The sequence below is a fragment of the Methanosarcina sediminis genome (assembly GCF_052056915.1).
Classification (GTDB): domain Archaea; phylum Halobacteriota; class Methanosarcinia; order Methanosarcinales; family Methanosarcinaceae; genus MTP4.
Map to the genome: position 1 here is coordinate 1287400 of NZ_CP195119.1, position 15810 is coordinate 1303209.

Sequence of the window (15810 nt, forward strand, 5' to 3'; positions counted from 1 at the left end):
GACCTCATTGGGATACAACCTTAGTTCAAGTGGTAATTATGTATAATTATTAGGACAACACCTATTGAATATTAAATTATTTATTACTGTCTTTTACCTGATTCACAGCTTCAATTATTTTTTTGACAAATATTGATTTATCAAACATTTTTGCCCTTTCGATACATGCGTTTTTATAATTAACCGGATTTTCCGAAACAGTCTTTACGGCTTCAATTATATTTTCGACATCTGTTTTTGTAAGAATTCCTGTTTTACCATCGCTTACACTCTCCAGATATCCTCCTTCCTTTACAGCTACAACGGGTTTGCCTGAAGCCATGGCTTCAACCGGTGTCATTCCAAAATCCTCATCCATTGCGGTCGTTAAGAACCCTTTGCAGCTAGCATACAATTCAAGGAGTTTTTCTTCCGAAACACTTCCGAGTAATTTTATGTTCCCAGGGAGATTATCCGTGACCTCTGATGCGTATCCGGATGCATGATCCCCTGTTGCATATCCCCCAACGATGAGCAGTTTTTTGTCCGGCATCTTCCTGAAAGCTTCAATTTGCAGTTCAACCCGCTTTTCGGGGTAGAGCCGGTTTACCGAGAGCCAGAAATCCCCGTATTCTTTTAAATTAAATCTTGAAACATCGATCGGGGGATAGATAACTTCTGATTCTCTATGCAAATATTTCCTAATTCTTCTTTTTGTGTTTTCCGAATTCGTTACAATCTTACACACATGCCCAAGATAATTTTCAGAGAATTTTTTATGGAAATACACCCAGATAACAAATGGTACAGCGACAAAAAAAGAATGTTTTTTCAAATAATTATCGTAAAGGTCATAAAACGCCCTCGTAGGCGTATGGCAATAATAAAGGTTTGGTTTATGCTTTTTCGCTGCAAAAGGCGCCCAGTTGCCGGAAAAAATAAAAAATTCGTATTCTTTTGAATAATTAGAGGTTGCAAACTTAATGGAAGCATCTATCTGCTTTAAGGGTGGCATCTTCAAGGTAGTTCCGAGACTTATGATATTTATGTCCTCAAATCCCATCTTCGTAACAGAATCCATGTCCACATCCGTCGTAATGACATCAGCCCCGAGTCCTCTCGCAAGGGTCAGGACCAGTTTCTCTCCTCCCCCTATCGCACCGATGTAGTCATGGAAGATTGCAACTTTCACATCAATTCCTCATAAAAAGAATTAAGTTTTCTGAGAACTTCTTCCCATTCATATTTTTCGGTTTTCCTTGTTGCATATTCTGACATCTTATTATAACTGGAACTCTCCCAAAGCACCTTTCTCACCCCTTCCGCAAGCTCCCTCTCCCCCAGCTCCACAACAAACCCATCCACTCCGTCCTCAACCAGCCCCTGCGCCGCATTATACTTCTCACTCACCGTCACCACCGGCACCCCGCACGCAAAAGCCTCGATCACGACCATCCCGAACCCTTCCCTCGAAGAAGGCAGCACAAGGACCTTTGAGGCCTTTATCTTAGCTATCAGTGCCTCATATGCCTGAAAGCCTGCAAAATCCACATGACCCCGAACTCCGAGTTCATCTGTGAGTCTCAGGAGTGCCTCCCTTTCAGGACCGTCACCGACAATGCAGCACCTGATACCCGGAAAATCGGCTTTAAGGAGGGCCACCGCCCGGAGCAGGACATCGACGTTTTTTTCATTAATGAGCCTGCCGGCAAAGATTGTACCGTAAATCTTCCTCTCCGGTTCGGCAGATATCCAGCCTCCCTCCGGTTCAATTTCAGAAATCCTTTTTAAGTCAATCCCGTTCGGGACAACTGCAATTTCTTCTTCGGGGACTCCGAGGGCTTTGAGCCTGTTTTTTGTCCAGGCCGAAACTGCGATGCTATTCCCCGAAATATTTGCAACCGCTTTTTCGATCATTTTTCCGAAAAAACCCTTCCAGAACCCGAGGTATTCATACCAGTACCCGTCCCAGACTTCGTGCCAGGTGAATACTGCCGGGGTTTTACTCAATACGGATACTGCTTTCACGGTAAAACAGGAAAAGTAGGGAAAGACACTCACATCGATAAGGTCGAACTTTTCTTTCCGGAGCCGGGGAAAAAGTTTCAGGGAAAACACGATTGCTTCGGAGATCGAGCGCTTGCCGCCTACGTACAATTCTCTCGCTTCGCAGACCCCATGCAGGGTCATCCCCTCGTACTCGATAATGTCTTTGCCTTCCCACCATTTGATCCCGAAAAGGTGCACTTCGTGTCCCTGAGCTGCGAGGCGCTTTCCAAGTTCATGGATACGCATCTCTGCACCACCTTTGACCCAGGGATAGACAGCGTCGTAGACAAAGGCAATTTTCATCCAACCCCTCTTTAATCCTTTTTTCCTTCTTTCGTCCCTCTTTATGGCTTCACCATTCGGTATCAACTTCAAGAAGCATTACACTCAGGATAATTGCGGAAAAGATAAGCTGGAGCCCTATGAAGGCTAGAACCATGGCAACGACCGCACTTTCCACTTCTGCAAGGGAGCCGTAGCCGGAACTGGCCCAGCTCCATGCGACTTTCAGCCCCAGGAGGATGCCCGCCCCCAGGATAAGGGAGCCAGCAACCAGTTCTTTTTCAAGGGAATGGTAATTGAGCAATTTCCTTGACCCCCCATCGCCTTCCCGGTACATGCCGTGGACCAGGCCGTATGTCTTAATATAGCCACCGGTAGCCAGGGTCTGTCCACCTATGACAAGGAACATGCTGCCCAGGATGAAGGAATGCATCCGGTTTTCGACCGCATTTCCATTCAGCAGGAGAGTTCCGGTTATTAGAGCCCCCAGGATGAAAACCACGGATCCCGGGATTAACAGGAAGGGGAGAGGACGGTACAGCATCATGAAGCGCACATGCCGCCAGCCGTCCTGGAAGGAGCGCAGTTTGGAAGGAGTCTTACGGGGATGATAGGTTATCGGGACTTCCATAATCCTGAGCCCGCTTTTGGAAGCCTCTATTATCATTTCGGATGCCAGTTCCATTCCCCGGGTTTTAAGGTTCATTTTTTCCAGGGCATCTTTTGTAAAAGCCCTCATTCCGCAGTGAGCATCCGATATACTTGTATTGAAAAGCAGGTTGAGCATGGCTGTCAGGAGAGGATTTCCGATGTACTGGTGCAACCAGGGCATGGACCCTTTTTTAATGGTTCCTTTGAGGCGGCTCCCGATTACGAAATCTGCTTCACCGTTCATAAGAGGTTCCAGAAAGTCCGACAGTTCCAGCAAATCGTAGGTATTGTCCGCATCAGCAATGGCTATGTAATCTCCTTTCGCATGAGCAAGGCCCTTGAGGTAAGCGTTTCCATAGCCTTTGACCGGACCTATCACCTTTGCCCCCATAGCCGCCGCAATCTCGGCAGTCCTGTCCGAAGAATTGTCAGCCAGTATAACCTCCCCTTCTATCTCATATTTTTTGAATATTTCATGGGCTTTCTCTATGCAGATTTTTATTGTTTCTTCTTCGTTCATAGAGGGCATGACGATAGAAAGTGAAGGCATACCCGGCTTATACATCGTGTTACTTAATAACTATTTTGATCTCGTGGTCTCAATAATAACTCAAATCCGGAATTTTGTATTCAAAAGGAGCATCGGGCTGAAGGCTAAGAACAAGTGTAATGAAAACCGAAGTAAGATGTGCCGTTTTGCTGGCAACAAAGTCCTTAAGCAGGAGGCTGGCTTTATTGGCAGCGAAGCCCTGAAGCAGAGGATTGGTTTTATTGGCAGCGAAGCCCTGAAGCAGAAGGTTTTTTGTTAACTATGAAGCGCTGAACCTGTAAAGCAGAAAGTTCTCTTTACTGACAACGCATATAAGGAATTGAAAAGCTATTTTTTAAGGGAAATCCCGAGTTTACCGGTATATATAGTGGTCCGGAGTTTACCGGGGTTTATAGTAGTCTGAGATTAACGGATTTTAGGCTATTATTTATAGTGAACTCACGAATTAATTGCACTTTTAAAGACCAATTACATGCATCTTGCTTGGTTTAGGAATGGTGAAAATATAACTTCAGATTTTCAGATCAGGAGTGCTCTATGGGTTTCCCGTTAAAGAACCACGGATGGACACGGATAGACACAGATTTTAAGCCATCCGTGTTCATCTGTGTTCATCCGTGGTTTATTCTCAAATTTTGAAATCCTTGATATTATATGTGACTCATTCCTTAATAAGTGTAGATTTTTAATGTGAGGACTATAACTTATTCTAACAGATTCGGATGGAGGGGTAGTATGGTTAAAGTAAACGTCATATTCTACAGTCTGTACGGTCACATTCACAAAATGGCAGAAGCGGTTGCCGAAGGAGCGCGGGAAGTCGAAGGGGCGGAAGTAGGAATCTATCAGGTCCCTGAAACCCTGCCTGAGGAAGTAATCGCGAAGATGGGGGCAACCGAGACTAAAAAAGCTTTTGCCCACATCCCGTTTCTCACCCGGGATATGTATGAGAAGGTGCTTTCAGGTGCTGATGCGCTGATTTTTGGAAGTCCCACTCGCTTCGGAAACATGACTGCCCAGATGAGGGCCATGCTGGACGGAACAGGAGGACTGTGGGGGAGGGGCGCCCTTGTAGGAAAAGTAGGAAGCGTGTTTACTTCCAGCGGCACCCAGCACGGCGGACAGGAATCCACAATTATCAGTTTCCATTTTACCCTGCTTCACCACGGGATGGTTATTGTGGGCTTGCCCTATGCGGAGAAAAGGCAGACCAGAATGGATGAAATCACCGGAGGAAGTCCCTATGGGGCATCAACTATTGCAGGTGGGGACGGGAGTCGCCAGCCTTCCGAAAATGAACTTGCAATGGCTCGCTACCAGGGACGGCATGTGGCCGAAATAGCAAAGAAACTGGCTAAAAAATAATGATCAGGATAGGAACTTAAGAGCTTTAAAAAGAATTTTCGTTATTTTTTTGAGAAACGGTTTTTGAATAAAAGAGGTTTATAATAAAGAGATTTTTACTAAAGAGGTTTTTGAATAAAAGATATGGGAAAACACTTCCCTTATATCCGAGTGTATTTCCCCCTAACTGTTATCCCCTTTTACCCCCTTAATAAATGCTTCAGGCTGTGCCCATGCAGAGAGCCTTTTGCTCCAGATTTTCCTGGGCTTTTGTCAGGCATGCCAGAGTGCAGTACACAGCTTTTTCCTCAGCATTCTTAAGGACAAAAAATTCGCTCCCGCAGACGGGACAGATTTTTTTCACGTAAACCATTTGGAAACACACACATTTTTTTTGTATGTGGTTTTTTCTGATGATTCATCGTTTTTATAATGCATAAGTAAGATGGACATGATAAAATATAAACTTTCTTATGAAATTTATATATATTTATTTAAAGAAATCATATTGGAAGAAATCAAAGTTTTTTTAGCCATTTATATCTCTTTGGAAAAGGGTTTCTCTTTTACCGAAATTATTTGAAGGAATAAATTCAATTCTCATGCTAGAAACGTGGGAGAGAAGGTGTAAAATGAATACAGGGGGTATTCCTGGATGAGGCCGCTTATCTTCGGAAACGGAAGAATCCTTATTTGTGAAGATGAAAAGGGGATTATAAGGGACATTTATTCTCCTTACGTAGGGCTTGAGAACCACGGGAACTCGATAAGGGTTGGCATCTGCGACCTGGACTCCCTCTACTGCACCTGGCTTGAAAACTGGAAGGTCCGGCAGCGGTATAAGTCCGTGTTTGAGGAAAATTTTTGTGAACGCTTTTTGGAAATATCAGGAAGTGCACCCTTTCCGGAAGAAAAAGGGGAAAGAAAAATTTCCCGAAAAGGAGCGGATACCTGCCAGGAAGTGGTCTCCAACATCGGGGAATCGGTTTTCGAAAACCCGGATATCGGGGTCAGGGTAACGGTATGGGAAGCAGTTCACCCCTCGACAAATATCTTCTACCGGGCATTTGAGATTAAGAACATTTCAGACTCCCCGCGAAACCTGCGACTTTTTTCCAACCAGAATTACCGGATTCTTGAAACCAAGATAGGGGAAACGGCAGTAATCGATAAGCAAGCTTTGATCCACTATAAGCGCGACCGCTATTTCCTGCACGGGAGCGAACCGGAATTTGACCAGTACGCGGTCGGGACTGCGGAATGGAAAGGGATGGAAGGCACCTGGAAAGACATGGAAAATGACGCTCATCTAAGCGGCAACCCCGTGGCCCACGGCTCGGTGGATTCCACCCTTGGCTGGACCCTGCCCGAACTGAAACCCGGGGAATCCTGCAGGGTGTATTTCTGGATCGTGCTTGGGAAAAAGTACTGCAATGTGCTCAAGATACATAAGCGAGTGAAGGCAGCCGGGAAAAGCACCCTTTTTCACCACAACTTCAATTTCTGGAACTCGTTTACCGAAAGGGTGTCCGTCCTTCCTGAATTTTCCAGGATGACACAGCTCCCCGAAAGGGTTGTTCACTGCTTTTACCGAAGCCTGCTTGCGGTGGTCGCCCATATGGACATCTCGGGTTCGGTGATTGCTTCCTGTGATTCGGATATCAAGCAGTTCGGGGCTGACCTTTACACTTACTGCTGGCCGAGAGACGCTGCCTGGATCTGCCTTGCCCTGGACAGGGCGCGCTACCATTACCTGAGCAGGGAAACCTTTGAGTTTTTTTCAAAAATTCTCACAAACAAAGGCAATTTCCTGCACAAGTATACCCCCGCAGGGGATTTCGGGAGCACCTGGCACCCTGTCCCTATGATCCAGATAGATGAGACGGGCCTTCCCCTCTATGCCCTTTACCACAACTGGAAAATTGCAAGGAACGTCTGGACCACGGGCCGCTACAGCAGGTCCCTCCTGCTTCCCGCCGCAAACTACCTTGCAAAAGCTCTGGACGAAAAAACAGGGCTTCCGACCTCAAGTTTTGACCTATGGGAAGAGCGGAAAGGTGTGCACACCTACAGCGCCTGCACGGTCTATGCGGGCCTCCAGGGAGCCTCCGAACTGGCCCGTTCCCTGGGGGACTATGACAACGCGGATGTCTGGGAAGAGGCCGCAAGCCGCGTTAAACAGGCAGTCCGGGATAAGCTTTACGATGACAGGTTGAAGCGCTTCGTGCGCTCCCTGGATGACCCGACTCTCGACTCCTCGGTTTTTGCGGTATGGTATTTCGGGATTCTTCCTCCGGATGACCCGAAAGTTGTCCGGACAATGGAAGCCATTGAACGCGAACTCACCCGCCCCTCCGGGGGCATTGCCCGCTACCAGCACGACAGCTATTACGGGTACATGAACAGCTGGATCATCTGCACCCTCTGGCTCTCCCAATGGCACTCTGCAGTCGGAAACCCGGACCGGGCTCTTGAACTCATTAACTGGTGCGCCGCTCATGCCCACCCCACAGGTCTCATGTCCGAACAGATAGATGATAAAGGCAGGTCCCTTTCGGTCCTTCCCCTTGCCTGGTCCCATTCAGCCTTCGTGCTTGCAGTGCTCGAGTACCTGCAAGCCCTTGGAAAGGAAGAGGGTCCGGCATGCAGTTACCAAGAAAAGTAATCTTGAAGGTAGAAAGAGGAAAACTGAAAGTCAGGGAAAGAAAGCTGGATTTCACTGCATCTTATCAAAGCTTTTTTCAAAATAAAGGTATTCAAATTCTTCTTTCGAAGCTCTTTTTTCTTCTTTCAGAAGGGAAAAACCCTGCTTCAGGTACATATCAATCGCTTTTTTTAGGGTGGCGTCGGTTTTCAGCACCGCTCTCGAAAAGTTCTTTTCGGCGAAGTCCAGGGCAGCCAGGAAAAGCTGTTTTCCGTAACCTTTGTTCCTGAACTCCTTTTTCAGGTAGATGCGCCTGATTTCGCAGCTGCCTTCCCCGAGACTTCTGACCCCGGCTGTCCCCACAACCCTGCCGTCTTCCGAAAGGCCTACGAAAAAGGTGCCTCCTTTTGCAAAGTAGTAGCCTTCGATGTCCTTGAGGTCGCCGTCTTTGAGCCTGTCGTACTCAAAGCCGTGCTCCAGCAGCACTCCGAGCACCACTTCCCGGACCTCGTCTTTTTTAGAACTGTCGTATGTCTGGATAATCATATTTTTCCCCTGACTTTCCTCTTCAGATTTTTCATTCAGGTTTTTCATTCATTTTTCCCGGCTTTTCTCCCTATTCCTTCAGGCAGACCCGAGGTATTTTTCAGGGAAGTTCAGGAAGTCCAGGGCAAGGGTGCGGAAGATCTTCGTGCCCAGCGGCAGGATGTCTTCGTCGATGTCGAACCTGGAGGAGTGGTTGATTTCCAGGAGCCCTTTTTCCGGGTTCCGGGTGCCCAGGGAGATGAAAATCCCGGGTACTTTTTGCAGGTAGCTTGCAAAGTCCTCGGCTGCAAAGGTCTTTTCCATTTCAGGATAAATCGTGAGTTTCGGAAGGCTTTCTTTCAGTTTCGAATGTACCGCTTCTGTGAACCCGGGTTCGTTTACGAGAACGGGGTAGCCGTGGAGGATATCAATGTCGTAGGTGGGTAAGCCTTCAAACTCCTCCCCGCTTTTCACGTATTTTTCCATGACTTCTCCAAGGCACTCTTCTATGGTCTCGTCAATGGTGTTTGTGGTCTCTTCATCAAAGGTCCGGTAGCTTCCGAGGATCTCGACAATATCCGGGGTCCGGTTGAACTGGGCGCCCCCCCGGATTCTTCCAACCCCGAGCACGTATTTTTCCGGATCAAGCCGGGCTTCCAGGGCAGGGTAAAGGGCATTCAGGAAGTCCGTAGCCATCAAGACAGGGTCTATGCAGCTTTCGGGTTTTGAGATGTGTCCCCCTTTTCCCTTCAGGAAGACCTCGAACCTGTTGGTGCTTGCCATAAAAGGTCCGGGGCGAAAGCCCACACTGTTTGACTCATGGTTGGTGAAGATATGCATCCCGAGGACCGCGTCCACGCCTTCTAACCCGCCTTCGGCAATCACCCTTTCCGACCCTCCGGGGGGGATTTCTTCTGCCGGCTGGAAGATCAGGCGGACCTCTCCGGGAAAGTCCCTTTGCTCCTGGAAAAGCCGGGCAGCCCCAAAGAGCATTGCCATATGCCCGTCGTGCCCGCAGGCGTGCATGACCCCCTCATTTAGGGAAATATATTCCCCATTCCGCTCCGTGGCCTCTTCCCGGACTTCGAGCCCGTCCGTGTCCGTGCGAAGGGCAATGCAAGGCCCGGGTTTGCTGCCGTGGATGCTTGCCAGCACCCCGGTATCCGCAATTTTCCGGGCTTCGATTCCAAGCTCTGCCAGGGTTTTCAGGATTCGCTTCTGGGTCCCATACTCTTCGAAACTTAGTTCCGGGTGGCGGTGAAACTCACGCCGCAGCCCAATTATCCAGGCTTCAAGCGCTTCTCTATTCGGGTCCGCATCCTTCGAGTCTGTACTCTTCGGGTTTGCGCCCTCAGGGTCTGTATTCTTCGAGTCTGCACTCTTCGAGTCTGCACTCTTAAGGTCTTCACTCATAAATATTCCTCGGGCTTTCGTAACTTCCCGTTTTTCCGGATGCTGCACAATTTGCTGCAGGACAACTCCCCGTCGGCTGCCAGAAAACTACTCGATAATTATATACATGACCGGTACAATACATTTTTGTCTTTCTTATATAATCTTGAGACAGCTACTAAAACTAATTTGCTGCTTATGAAATTTAAGGACTGTTACCCATGCTCAAAACACGCCTCAGGGATTTTCTTCTAACAAAGGACAACTGGCTCTTTGCCGTTGTTGATTACTTCCATAAAGACGGGATAAGAGCCACCCTCCGCTACGTGCCAGATGAAACCGGAGACCGGGAGTTAAACGGGATACGCTACAAAAAATTAGATTTTGGCCCGGCTTTCGAGTTCATGCGGGAGCACAGGCCCGAATGGGTGCAGGACGTGCACATTGTCCCCGAATCCGAGGTCAAGCAGCTTTTGCGCCCCTCGGACAGGATCCCGGAACTGGTCGAAACCGACAGCCGGGTAGCTGCAATCGTAAAAACCCTGGACAAAGCCGGGCTTGCCAGGTCGAGCATGGGAGTTACGGGCTCAATGGTCGCGGGGCTCCAGAACGGGAGTTCGGACATCGATTTTGTTGTCTACGGGCCTGCCTGGTTCAAAGCCAGGGACACAATAGCGGCTGCAAAAAAGGAAGAGGGACCTATTGAGGACATCGATGAGGAGATGTGGAAGAGGATTTACAGGAAAAGGATTCCCGAAATTTCCTTCGAGGAATTCATGCTCCACGAGTCCAGGAAAGGCAACCGGGGCATGGTGGATGACACCTATTTCGACCTCCTCTTCACCCGGGAATGGGACCAGATAAAAGAGCCTCTCCAGCGGGGCACGGATACCGTCAAACTGAAAATCGAGGCTGAGGTTACGAATGCCGATTTTGCCTTTGACAACCCTTCATACTATAAAGTCGACCATGAAGAAATCGACCATGTGCTTTCCTACACCCACACCTATGCCGGGCAGGCCCTCCCCGGAGAGAGAATCGAAGCCCGGGGTGTGGTCGAAGAGGTCGGAGACATGAAAAGGCTGGTCGTGGGCACCTCAAGGGAACCAAAAGGGGAATGGATAAGGTCCCTTACCTGGCTTGAACAGTGCGGGTACAGGTGAAAAAAGGTAGTGAAAAAAGATGGAGAAAGAAGTTCAGGATATTCCCGATACAATGCCTGCTCCCTGGCAGGACTGCTTCAATTATATAACACGTTATGTGACGTTTACAAATTATCAAATTCAGGCTGTGCTACATTTCAGGGGCAGGCTGGATGCTGTGAGACTGGCCCGGGCCGTAAAGCTTTCGGTTGATGCCGAACCGGTGCTGGGATGTAAGTTTATCGAGCGGGAGGACATGCCTTTCTGGCAACTCCGAACTGATCTGGACAGCATTTCCTGGTGTGGACTGGAAGAAGTCCCTGACCGGGAAAAAGCTGCAAAGAGATTTTTGCTAAAAGAACTGGATATGGACAATGACCCCCAGGTGCTGGGAAGGCTATTTCGCTCCGGGAAACAAGATACCCTTTGCATCAAGCTGAATCACACCAGTTGTGACGGAGGAGGCGCAAAGGCTTATCTTCGGCTGCTGGCCGATTTATATACAGAGCTTGGAAGAGACCCGGATTATCTACCGGAACCGAATGTTTCCGGAATAAGGAACCAGACCCCTATCTTTGATGCTCTGGGAATCAGGAACCTTGAATCCGACCCTGAGAAAATAGGCCTCGGGACTGCTGTACCTGAATCTAGCTGGGCTTTTCCCCTACAGCAACCCGACAAGCCCTACCAGTATGAATCGGCAGTGGTAGCAATAAATAGAATCTCCTCTCAGGATTTTCAAAGCATTTCCGCTTATGCCAGAGCCCGCGGGGCTACTATTAATGATATGCTCCTGACGGCTTTTTTCAGAGCACTATTTGACACTCTTGAGCCTGTTTCCGGCATCCCTAAGGAAATCAACTTCACTGTGGATTTACGCCGCCACCTACCTGAAGGAACAGGGATTGCAATATCAAACTTATCCGCCCTTGAAAGTATCAGCACATCCAGAATAAGCGATGAGCCATTTTCCGCCACTCTGGAACGGGTGGTAAGCATAATGACAGGAATCAAAAGTCAATATCTCGGAGTACAGGGTGCTATTGGCTGTGAATTACCGGCTGGGACTCGTTTCGCAGATGTTCTGGAAATGATGAAACAGATAGTACAAAAGACTCAGGAAGATCGAAAATGCACCCCGACGCTTACCAATTTTGGAGTCATCAGCCCCAATCTGCTGCTTTTTGGAGAAACGGTTGCTGAAGACGCTTATATAGTTGCACCATTCTTTTATGCCCCTGGTTTCATGCTGGGAGCTTCCACATACAATGGAGTTTTGACCTTAACGGCTGGCTATTATGAACCGGCTACAAAGGGGGATGATGTAACCCTTTTGCTTGAAATGATTGCAGATGAATTGATTTCCTGCTGTGGTTTGTGAGGTAGAATCTCCCCCTTACCAGGAAAGGTTCTGGGATCGAAAGGTGAAGAGAGCTTTAATGAAAAAACAGGGATTTAAAAGAAAAAACAGAAATGAGAAGTCCCGAAAAATTTTATTTTCTTCCGGAATTCATTTGTTTTTCTTCTTTTTCAAAAAAGCATATGAAACCATCGTGCCTGCTGCCGCAAATAATGCTCCAGTCCCCGGGGTGCTTTTCGTTTCTCCTTCTTTTTCCTGCTCCGAAGCGGGGATCTCACCTTCTTCTCCCTCTTTTTCTCCCGCTCCTTCTTCCCTTTCTTCTTCAGTTAATTTCTCTCCGTTTAAGATCTGGCTTTCCGATTCCAGAGGGAAGATTTCCATCTTCTGGCCGCCTTCTCCCCTGCCTGCTATTGCAAAGGGTGAAAAGCCAGGGGTTTCGGCAGTAAAGTAAAGGTAGTTTTCATCTTCCCGTATCAGGGATGCGTGCAGAGGGTTCCATTTCTCTTCATTGTATCGGTAGAGGGTTATCGTGTTTTCGTCAATGCCGTTTTCATAAATCCAGGTCCTGTTTACCCGGAAACTGATTTTGGCGTTTTCAAGGTTTTCGGGGCTTGAAAAGCCGCTGTTGCCGACCCAGATGTTCATGTTTTTATAGACTTTTCCGGGAGCCGGCTCCCCAACCGTTGCGGATGTGTTTTTAAGCATCTCCACGATAGCGGTTGTTTTCCCGAAACTCCTCTTCGGGTCAAATTCCACGGTCAGGACATCGTTTGTTTCGGCTTTGAAGGTGTAGATGGTGCGGGTTCCTTTAAAGACCTGCTTGTTTGAGATTTCCTTGAGCCCGATGTTGCTGTTAGGTTCCGGGGACCCTGCGCCTCCTCCACCTCCACCCCCTCCTCCGGAAGATGTGGTTTTAACTGTGGTTTTCTCCGTTACACTAACATACCCCGTTCTGGTCTCGGTATCGCTCCCGTAGCTGCTGTTGCTTGCCCGAAGGGTGACAGTATAGCTTCCCGGGGTTTCGTAGGTATGGGTAGGGTTTCTTTCTCCGGAATCAAAAATCCCGTCCCCTTCAAAGTCCCATTCCAGGGAGTCAGGGTTCCCGGTCGAGAGATCCGTAAAGGCAACGGTCAGGGGTGCGGTGCCGGAGAGGGGACTTGCGGAAAATCGGGCTTCCGGGGGAGGGAGGGTTACAAGGACCCGCGAGTCTCCTGCCACAGGGGCAGCAGAGACCGAATACGCGGAGACGGCGCCCGTGATGGAGTACGTCCCGGGTTCGGAGTCCGGAGGCACGGTAACTTCGTATATGACGGTTTTTTCCTCCCCTTCGGAAAGGCTTTCGACCCAGACCCATTCCAGGGTGGAAGCTTTGAAAGTGCCGCTCTCCTGGAACACGGCTCCGTCATTATCAACAGGGCTTATGCTCCAGCCGGCTGGCAGGTTTTCGTCCAGGGCAGGAGCTTCAAGGTAATGTCCTGCCTGGATCTGTACACTTACGGTAAAGCTCTCCCCGGGATAGACCGGGTCGGTAGATATTTCCCTGCTTGCCGTAAGCCCTGAGGCTGAGGCAGAGATTGTTGTTCCGGTGAGGAACAGGAGAGCCAGGAGGCTCAGGATAAAACTTCTGGTAATTCTTACGTTTTTCATTTCCGGACTTCCGATGATTTTCATGAGAATGCCTTCCCTGTCATTCTTTCCTGGTGTCCCGGGTTTAGCTTTCCGAGTTTTTTGCACCGAAGGCTTTACACTTTTATTCTATCTGCACTGAATCTGTTTACACTTTTATTCTATCTGCACTGAATCTGTTTACACTGTATTCTATCTGCACTGCATTTTGTTCACAATTTATTCTGTTTACACTATATCCGGTCTTAATATATATTTTTATAACTTTATCAGGGGGGAGCTATTTCCAGATTTTCGGAGCCCCTGAAAAAAACGAAAACAAGAGGGATAACTTCGAATGAATCCGCAGTCAAAGTCAGATATAAATAAAACAGTGCCCTATCTTCTGCTATGAGAATGAAAAGAAGTTATGTCTGTTTTATGCTGGCATTTCTTGGAGTTGCAGCTGTGGCTGCAGCTTTTTTCTGTCCGACTTCCACCGGGGAACTCGCTCCGGCAGATGAGATCGAACTTGCTGCAAATGGGATCGAGTCCCATGAAGCTGTGGTGACGAAAGTAGAACCTGCAGACCCGCTGGGGTTCATCTCCGCAGGAGCCGCAGGGACGGATTCGGGGACTGAAGTTACGGTCTATAACCAGAACCTTGCCCTAGTGAAAGAACAGCGGAAACTTGAACTAAAAACCGGGGTCAACCAGGTCGAGTATACGGACGTAGCAGCTCTCATAGACCCGACATCGGTCATGTTCGAGGATACGAAGAGCAAAGATACCGTGGTACTGGAACAGAACTATGAGTACGACCTTGTAAGCAGTTACAAACTTCTGGACAAATTCCTTGACAGGGAAATCACGGTTACAGATGAGGATGGAAAGAGCTACACCGGGACTCTCCTCAGCCATGACGGCGGAGTGGTGCTCAAGCTCGAGGACGAAAAAGTCGTGACTATCTCCGAGGTTTCAAAAGTGGAATTTCCGGACTCTGCAGGGCTGCTCACGAAGCCGACCCTGGTCTGGCAGGTCTACTCCCCTGTGGGAGGCACACGGGATGTCCTGACCTCCTACCTGACCGAAGGCATGAGCTGGAGGGCGGACTATATCGTAAAAGCCAATGCCGATGATACGAAAGCTGATATCCAGGGCTGGGTCAGTGTCGATAACAATGCAGGGACCACTTTCGAAGACGCAAAACTGAAGCTGGTAGCAGGGGAGGTCCACCAGGTCTTCGTGCCGCAGTCGAGAGTTATGTATGATGAAATAGTCGAAGAAGACGTAGCATATGCAGTGGATAAGGGAGGTTTTGCCGAAGAGTCCCTCTTTGAGTACCACCTCTATACTCTGGAAAGGCCGGCTACCCTGAAGGACAAACAGGTCAAACAGCTCTCCCTCCTCTCCGCGGACTCCGTGCCCGTGGCAAAGGAACTCATCTTCGACGGAGCGAGGAGCGATAAGGTCCAGGTTGTCCTTAACCTGGAAAACTCAAAGGATAAAGGCCTGGGCATGCCCCTCCCCGCAGGCGTAGTCCGGGTGTACAAGGCCGACTCTGAAGGGCAGCTCCAGTTCCTTGGAGAAGACAGCATCGACCATACCCCGAAGGACGAAGAAGTCGAGGTTAGGGTCGGAAACGCCTTCGATGTAACCGGTACGAGGACCCAGACCAACTATAAGAGAGTCAGTGACGATGTCTGGCGGGAAAGCTACGAGATCCAGATCAAGAACCACAAGTCTGTAGCCCAGGCTGTCACGGTTGTGGAACACTTCTACGGGGACTGGGAAATTACCAGCAGTTCCGATGACTATGAGAAAACAGATGCTTTCACCGCAGAGTGGAAAATAACCGTGCCTGCAGATGGGGAAAAGACTGTCTCCTACACCGTAGAGCGCAGGTTCTAACCGGTTTCGGACCGGCAGACCAGCGAAATCAAAAGCAGAAATTTTCCAGGAAAAGGAGACCGGGGAAACATCTCCGTTTTCTCCTGCTTTTTACTTCAGTAACCGGGTCGCCGGGGTTTTCGGAACTTTTCAGAGCCCCGGGCTCTCACCGGGCGCCGAAGGCGGCCGGCTTTTGCATTAAAGTCATGGAAAAAGAAGTAGAAACTTGAATGTCTCGTTTCATGTTTCAGGAGCTGTCACTCAAAAATGCGACTTCAATTTTCAGTTTTTCTCCAGAGACATTTTTCCGTTTTTTTCTCCAACCATGTTTTTTTCCATTTTGGTTTAGGGCTTGCCTCGCCGTTGCTCGGGACATGAAAAGCCATCGATGCCATTC

The 15810-nt window shown here is 48.6% G+C and carries 13 protein-coding genes; 6 read left to right on the top strand and 7 right to left on the bottom strand.

What is annotated here, in order from left to right; genetic code table 11:
- Nucleotides 1-76: 76 nt before the first annotated feature.
- The 3 genes from ACSAZK_RS05360 to ACSAZK_RS05370 are packed head-to-tail and all read right to left on the bottom strand — an operon-like array spanning nt 77 to nt 3511.
- Nucleotides 77-1171, bottom strand: a complete 1095-nt coding sequence (locus ACSAZK_RS05360; protein WP_440956357.1) for a glycosyltransferase — start codon at nt 1169-1171, stop codon at nt 77-79.
- The gene (locus ACSAZK_RS05365; RefSeq protein ID WP_440956358.1) at nt 1168-2331 is read right to left on the bottom strand and encodes a glycosyltransferase family 4 protein; all 1164 of its coding nucleotides are present in this window, start codon (nt 2329-2331) and stop codon (nt 1168-1170) included. Before ACSAZK_RS05365 ends, ACSAZK_RS05360 begins: the two co-directional genes overlap by 4 nt.
- 49 nt (nt 2332-2380) lie before the next feature.
- Complete coding sequence (locus ACSAZK_RS05370) at nt 2381-3511, bottom strand: glycosyltransferase family 2 protein (protein ID WP_440956359.1); 1131 nt, start codon at nt 3509-3511, stop codon at nt 2381-2383.
- Here ACSAZK_RS05370 and ACSAZK_RS05375 point away from each other — a divergent pair.
- The gene (locus tag ACSAZK_RS05375) at nt 3489-3770 is read left to right on the top strand and encodes a hypothetical protein (RefSeq protein ID WP_440956360.1); all 282 of its coding nucleotides are present in this window, start codon (nt 3489-3491) and stop codon (nt 3768-3770) included. The two genes, ACSAZK_RS05370 and ACSAZK_RS05375, sit on opposite strands and share 23 nt — an antisense overlap.
- A 476-nt stretch (nt 3771-4246) precedes the next feature.
- Nucleotides 4247-4876: an NAD(P)H:quinone oxidoreductase type IV gene (wrbA, locus tag ACSAZK_RS05380; RefSeq protein ID WP_440956361.1), complete on the top strand. Its 630-nt coding sequence runs from the start codon at nt 4247-4249 to the stop codon at nt 4874-4876.
- A gap of 199 nt (nt 4877-5075) precedes the next feature.
- On the opposite strand, the gene ACSAZK_RS05385 is transcribed toward wrbA, so the two are convergent.
- Nucleotides 5076-5228 carry a hypothetical protein gene (locus tag ACSAZK_RS05385; RefSeq protein WP_197076139.1) on the bottom strand — a complete coding sequence of 51 codons (153 nt, stop codon included), beginning with the start codon at nt 5226-5228 and terminating at the stop codon, nt 5076-5078.
- Nucleotides 5229-5510: 282 nt separating this feature from the next.
- Between ACSAZK_RS05385 and ACSAZK_RS05390 the strand changes: the two genes are divergently transcribed.
- A complete protein-coding gene (locus tag ACSAZK_RS05390; protein WP_440956362.1) occupies nt 5511-7520 on the top strand; it encodes a glycoside hydrolase family 15 protein in 2010 nt (669 codons plus the stop codon).
- Nucleotides 7521-7571: 51 nt separating this feature from the next.
- On the opposite strand, the gene ACSAZK_RS05395 is transcribed toward ACSAZK_RS05390, so the two are convergent.
- Together ACSAZK_RS05395 and ACSAZK_RS05400 are read right to left on the bottom strand one after the other, a co-directional pair.
- Nucleotides 7572-8045 (bottom strand): GNAT family N-acetyltransferase, encoded by a 474-nt coding sequence (locus ACSAZK_RS05395; RefSeq protein ID WP_440956363.1) that lies wholly within the window; start codon nt 8043-8045, stop codon nt 7572-7574.
- Between the two features lie 78 nt (nt 8046-8123).
- Nucleotides 8124-9437 carry a M20 metallopeptidase family protein gene (locus tag ACSAZK_RS05400; protein WP_440956364.1) on the bottom strand — a complete coding sequence of 438 codons (1314 nt, stop codon included), beginning with the start codon at nt 9435-9437 and terminating at the stop codon, nt 8124-8126.
- A 200-nt stretch (nt 9438-9637) separates the two neighbouring features.
- On the opposite strand from ACSAZK_RS05400, the gene ACSAZK_RS05405 reads away from it, so the two are divergent.
- Both ACSAZK_RS05405 and ACSAZK_RS05410 read left to right on the top strand, forming a co-directional pair.
- Nucleotides 9638-10579: a nucleotidyltransferase domain-containing protein gene (locus ACSAZK_RS05405; protein ID WP_440956365.1), complete on the top strand. Its 942-nt coding sequence runs from the start codon at nt 9638-9640 to the stop codon at nt 10577-10579.
- A 19-nt stretch (nt 10580-10598) separates the two neighbouring features.
- Nucleotides 10599-11939, top strand: a complete 1341-nt coding sequence (locus ACSAZK_RS05410) for a condensation domain-containing protein (RefSeq protein ID WP_440956366.1) — start codon at nt 10599-10601, stop codon at nt 11937-11939.
- Between the two features lie 129 nt (nt 11940-12068).
- Here the strand turns inward: ACSAZK_RS05410 and ACSAZK_RS05415 are convergent, their stop codons facing one another.
- Entirely contained in the window at nt 12069-13589 is a 1521-nt protein-coding gene (locus tag ACSAZK_RS05415) for a PGF-pre-PGF domain-containing protein (protein ID WP_440956367.1), read from the bottom strand.
- A gap of 345 nt (nt 13590-13934) precedes the next feature.
- Between ACSAZK_RS05415 and ACSAZK_RS05420 the strand changes: the two genes are divergently transcribed.
- On the top strand, nt 13935-15434 hold the full coding sequence (locus ACSAZK_RS05420; RefSeq protein ID WP_440956368.1) for a DUF4139 domain-containing protein: 1500 nt from the start codon (nt 13935-13937) through the stop codon (nt 15432-15434).
- The last annotated feature ends 376 nt before the right edge of the window (nt 15435-15810 follow it).

Coding starts and splice junctions, on each gene's coding strand:
- ACSAZK_RS05365 (WP_440956358.1), bottom strand. CDS start 2,331: ATGAAAATTGCCTTTGTCTACGACGCTGTCTATCCCTGGGTCAAAGGT.
- ACSAZK_RS05375 (WP_440956360.1), top strand. CDS start 3,489: ATGACGATAGAAAGTGAAGGCATACCCGGCTTATACATCGTGTTACTT.
- ACSAZK_RS05370 (WP_440956359.1), bottom strand. CDS start 3,511: ATGCCTTCACTTTCTATCGTCATGCCCTCTATGAACGAAGAAGAAACA.
- wrbA (WP_440956361.1), top strand. CDS start 4,247: ATGGTTAAAGTAAACGTCATATTCTACAGTCTGTACGGTCACATTCAC.
- ACSAZK_RS05385 (WP_197076139.1), bottom strand. CDS start 5,228: ATGGTTTACGTGAAAAAAATCTGTCCCGTCTGCGGGAGCGAATTTTTT.
- ACSAZK_RS05390 (WP_440956362.1), top strand. CDS start 5,511: ATGAGGCCGCTTATCTTCGGAAACGGAAGAATCCTTATTTGTGAAGAT.
- ACSAZK_RS05395 (WP_440956363.1), bottom strand. CDS start 8,045: ATGATTATCCAGACATACGACAGTTCTAAAAAAGACGAGGTCCGGGAA.
- ACSAZK_RS05400 (WP_440956364.1), bottom strand. CDS start 9,437: ATGAGTGAAGACCTTAAGAGTGCAGACTCGAAGAGTGCAGACTCGAAG.
- ACSAZK_RS05405 (WP_440956365.1), top strand. CDS start 9,638: ATGCTCAAAACACGCCTCAGGGATTTTCTTCTAACAAAGGACAACTGG.
- ACSAZK_RS05410 (WP_440956366.1), top strand. CDS start 10,599: ATGGAGAAAGAAGTTCAGGATATTCCCGATACAATGCCTGCTCCCTGG.
- ACSAZK_RS05415 (WP_440956367.1), bottom strand. CDS start 13,589: ATGAAAATCATCGGAAGTCCGGAAATGAAAAACGTAAGAATTACCAGA.
- ACSAZK_RS05420 (WP_440956368.1), top strand. CDS start 13,935: ATGAGAATGAAAAGAAGTTATGTCTGTTTTATGCTGGCATTTCTTGGA.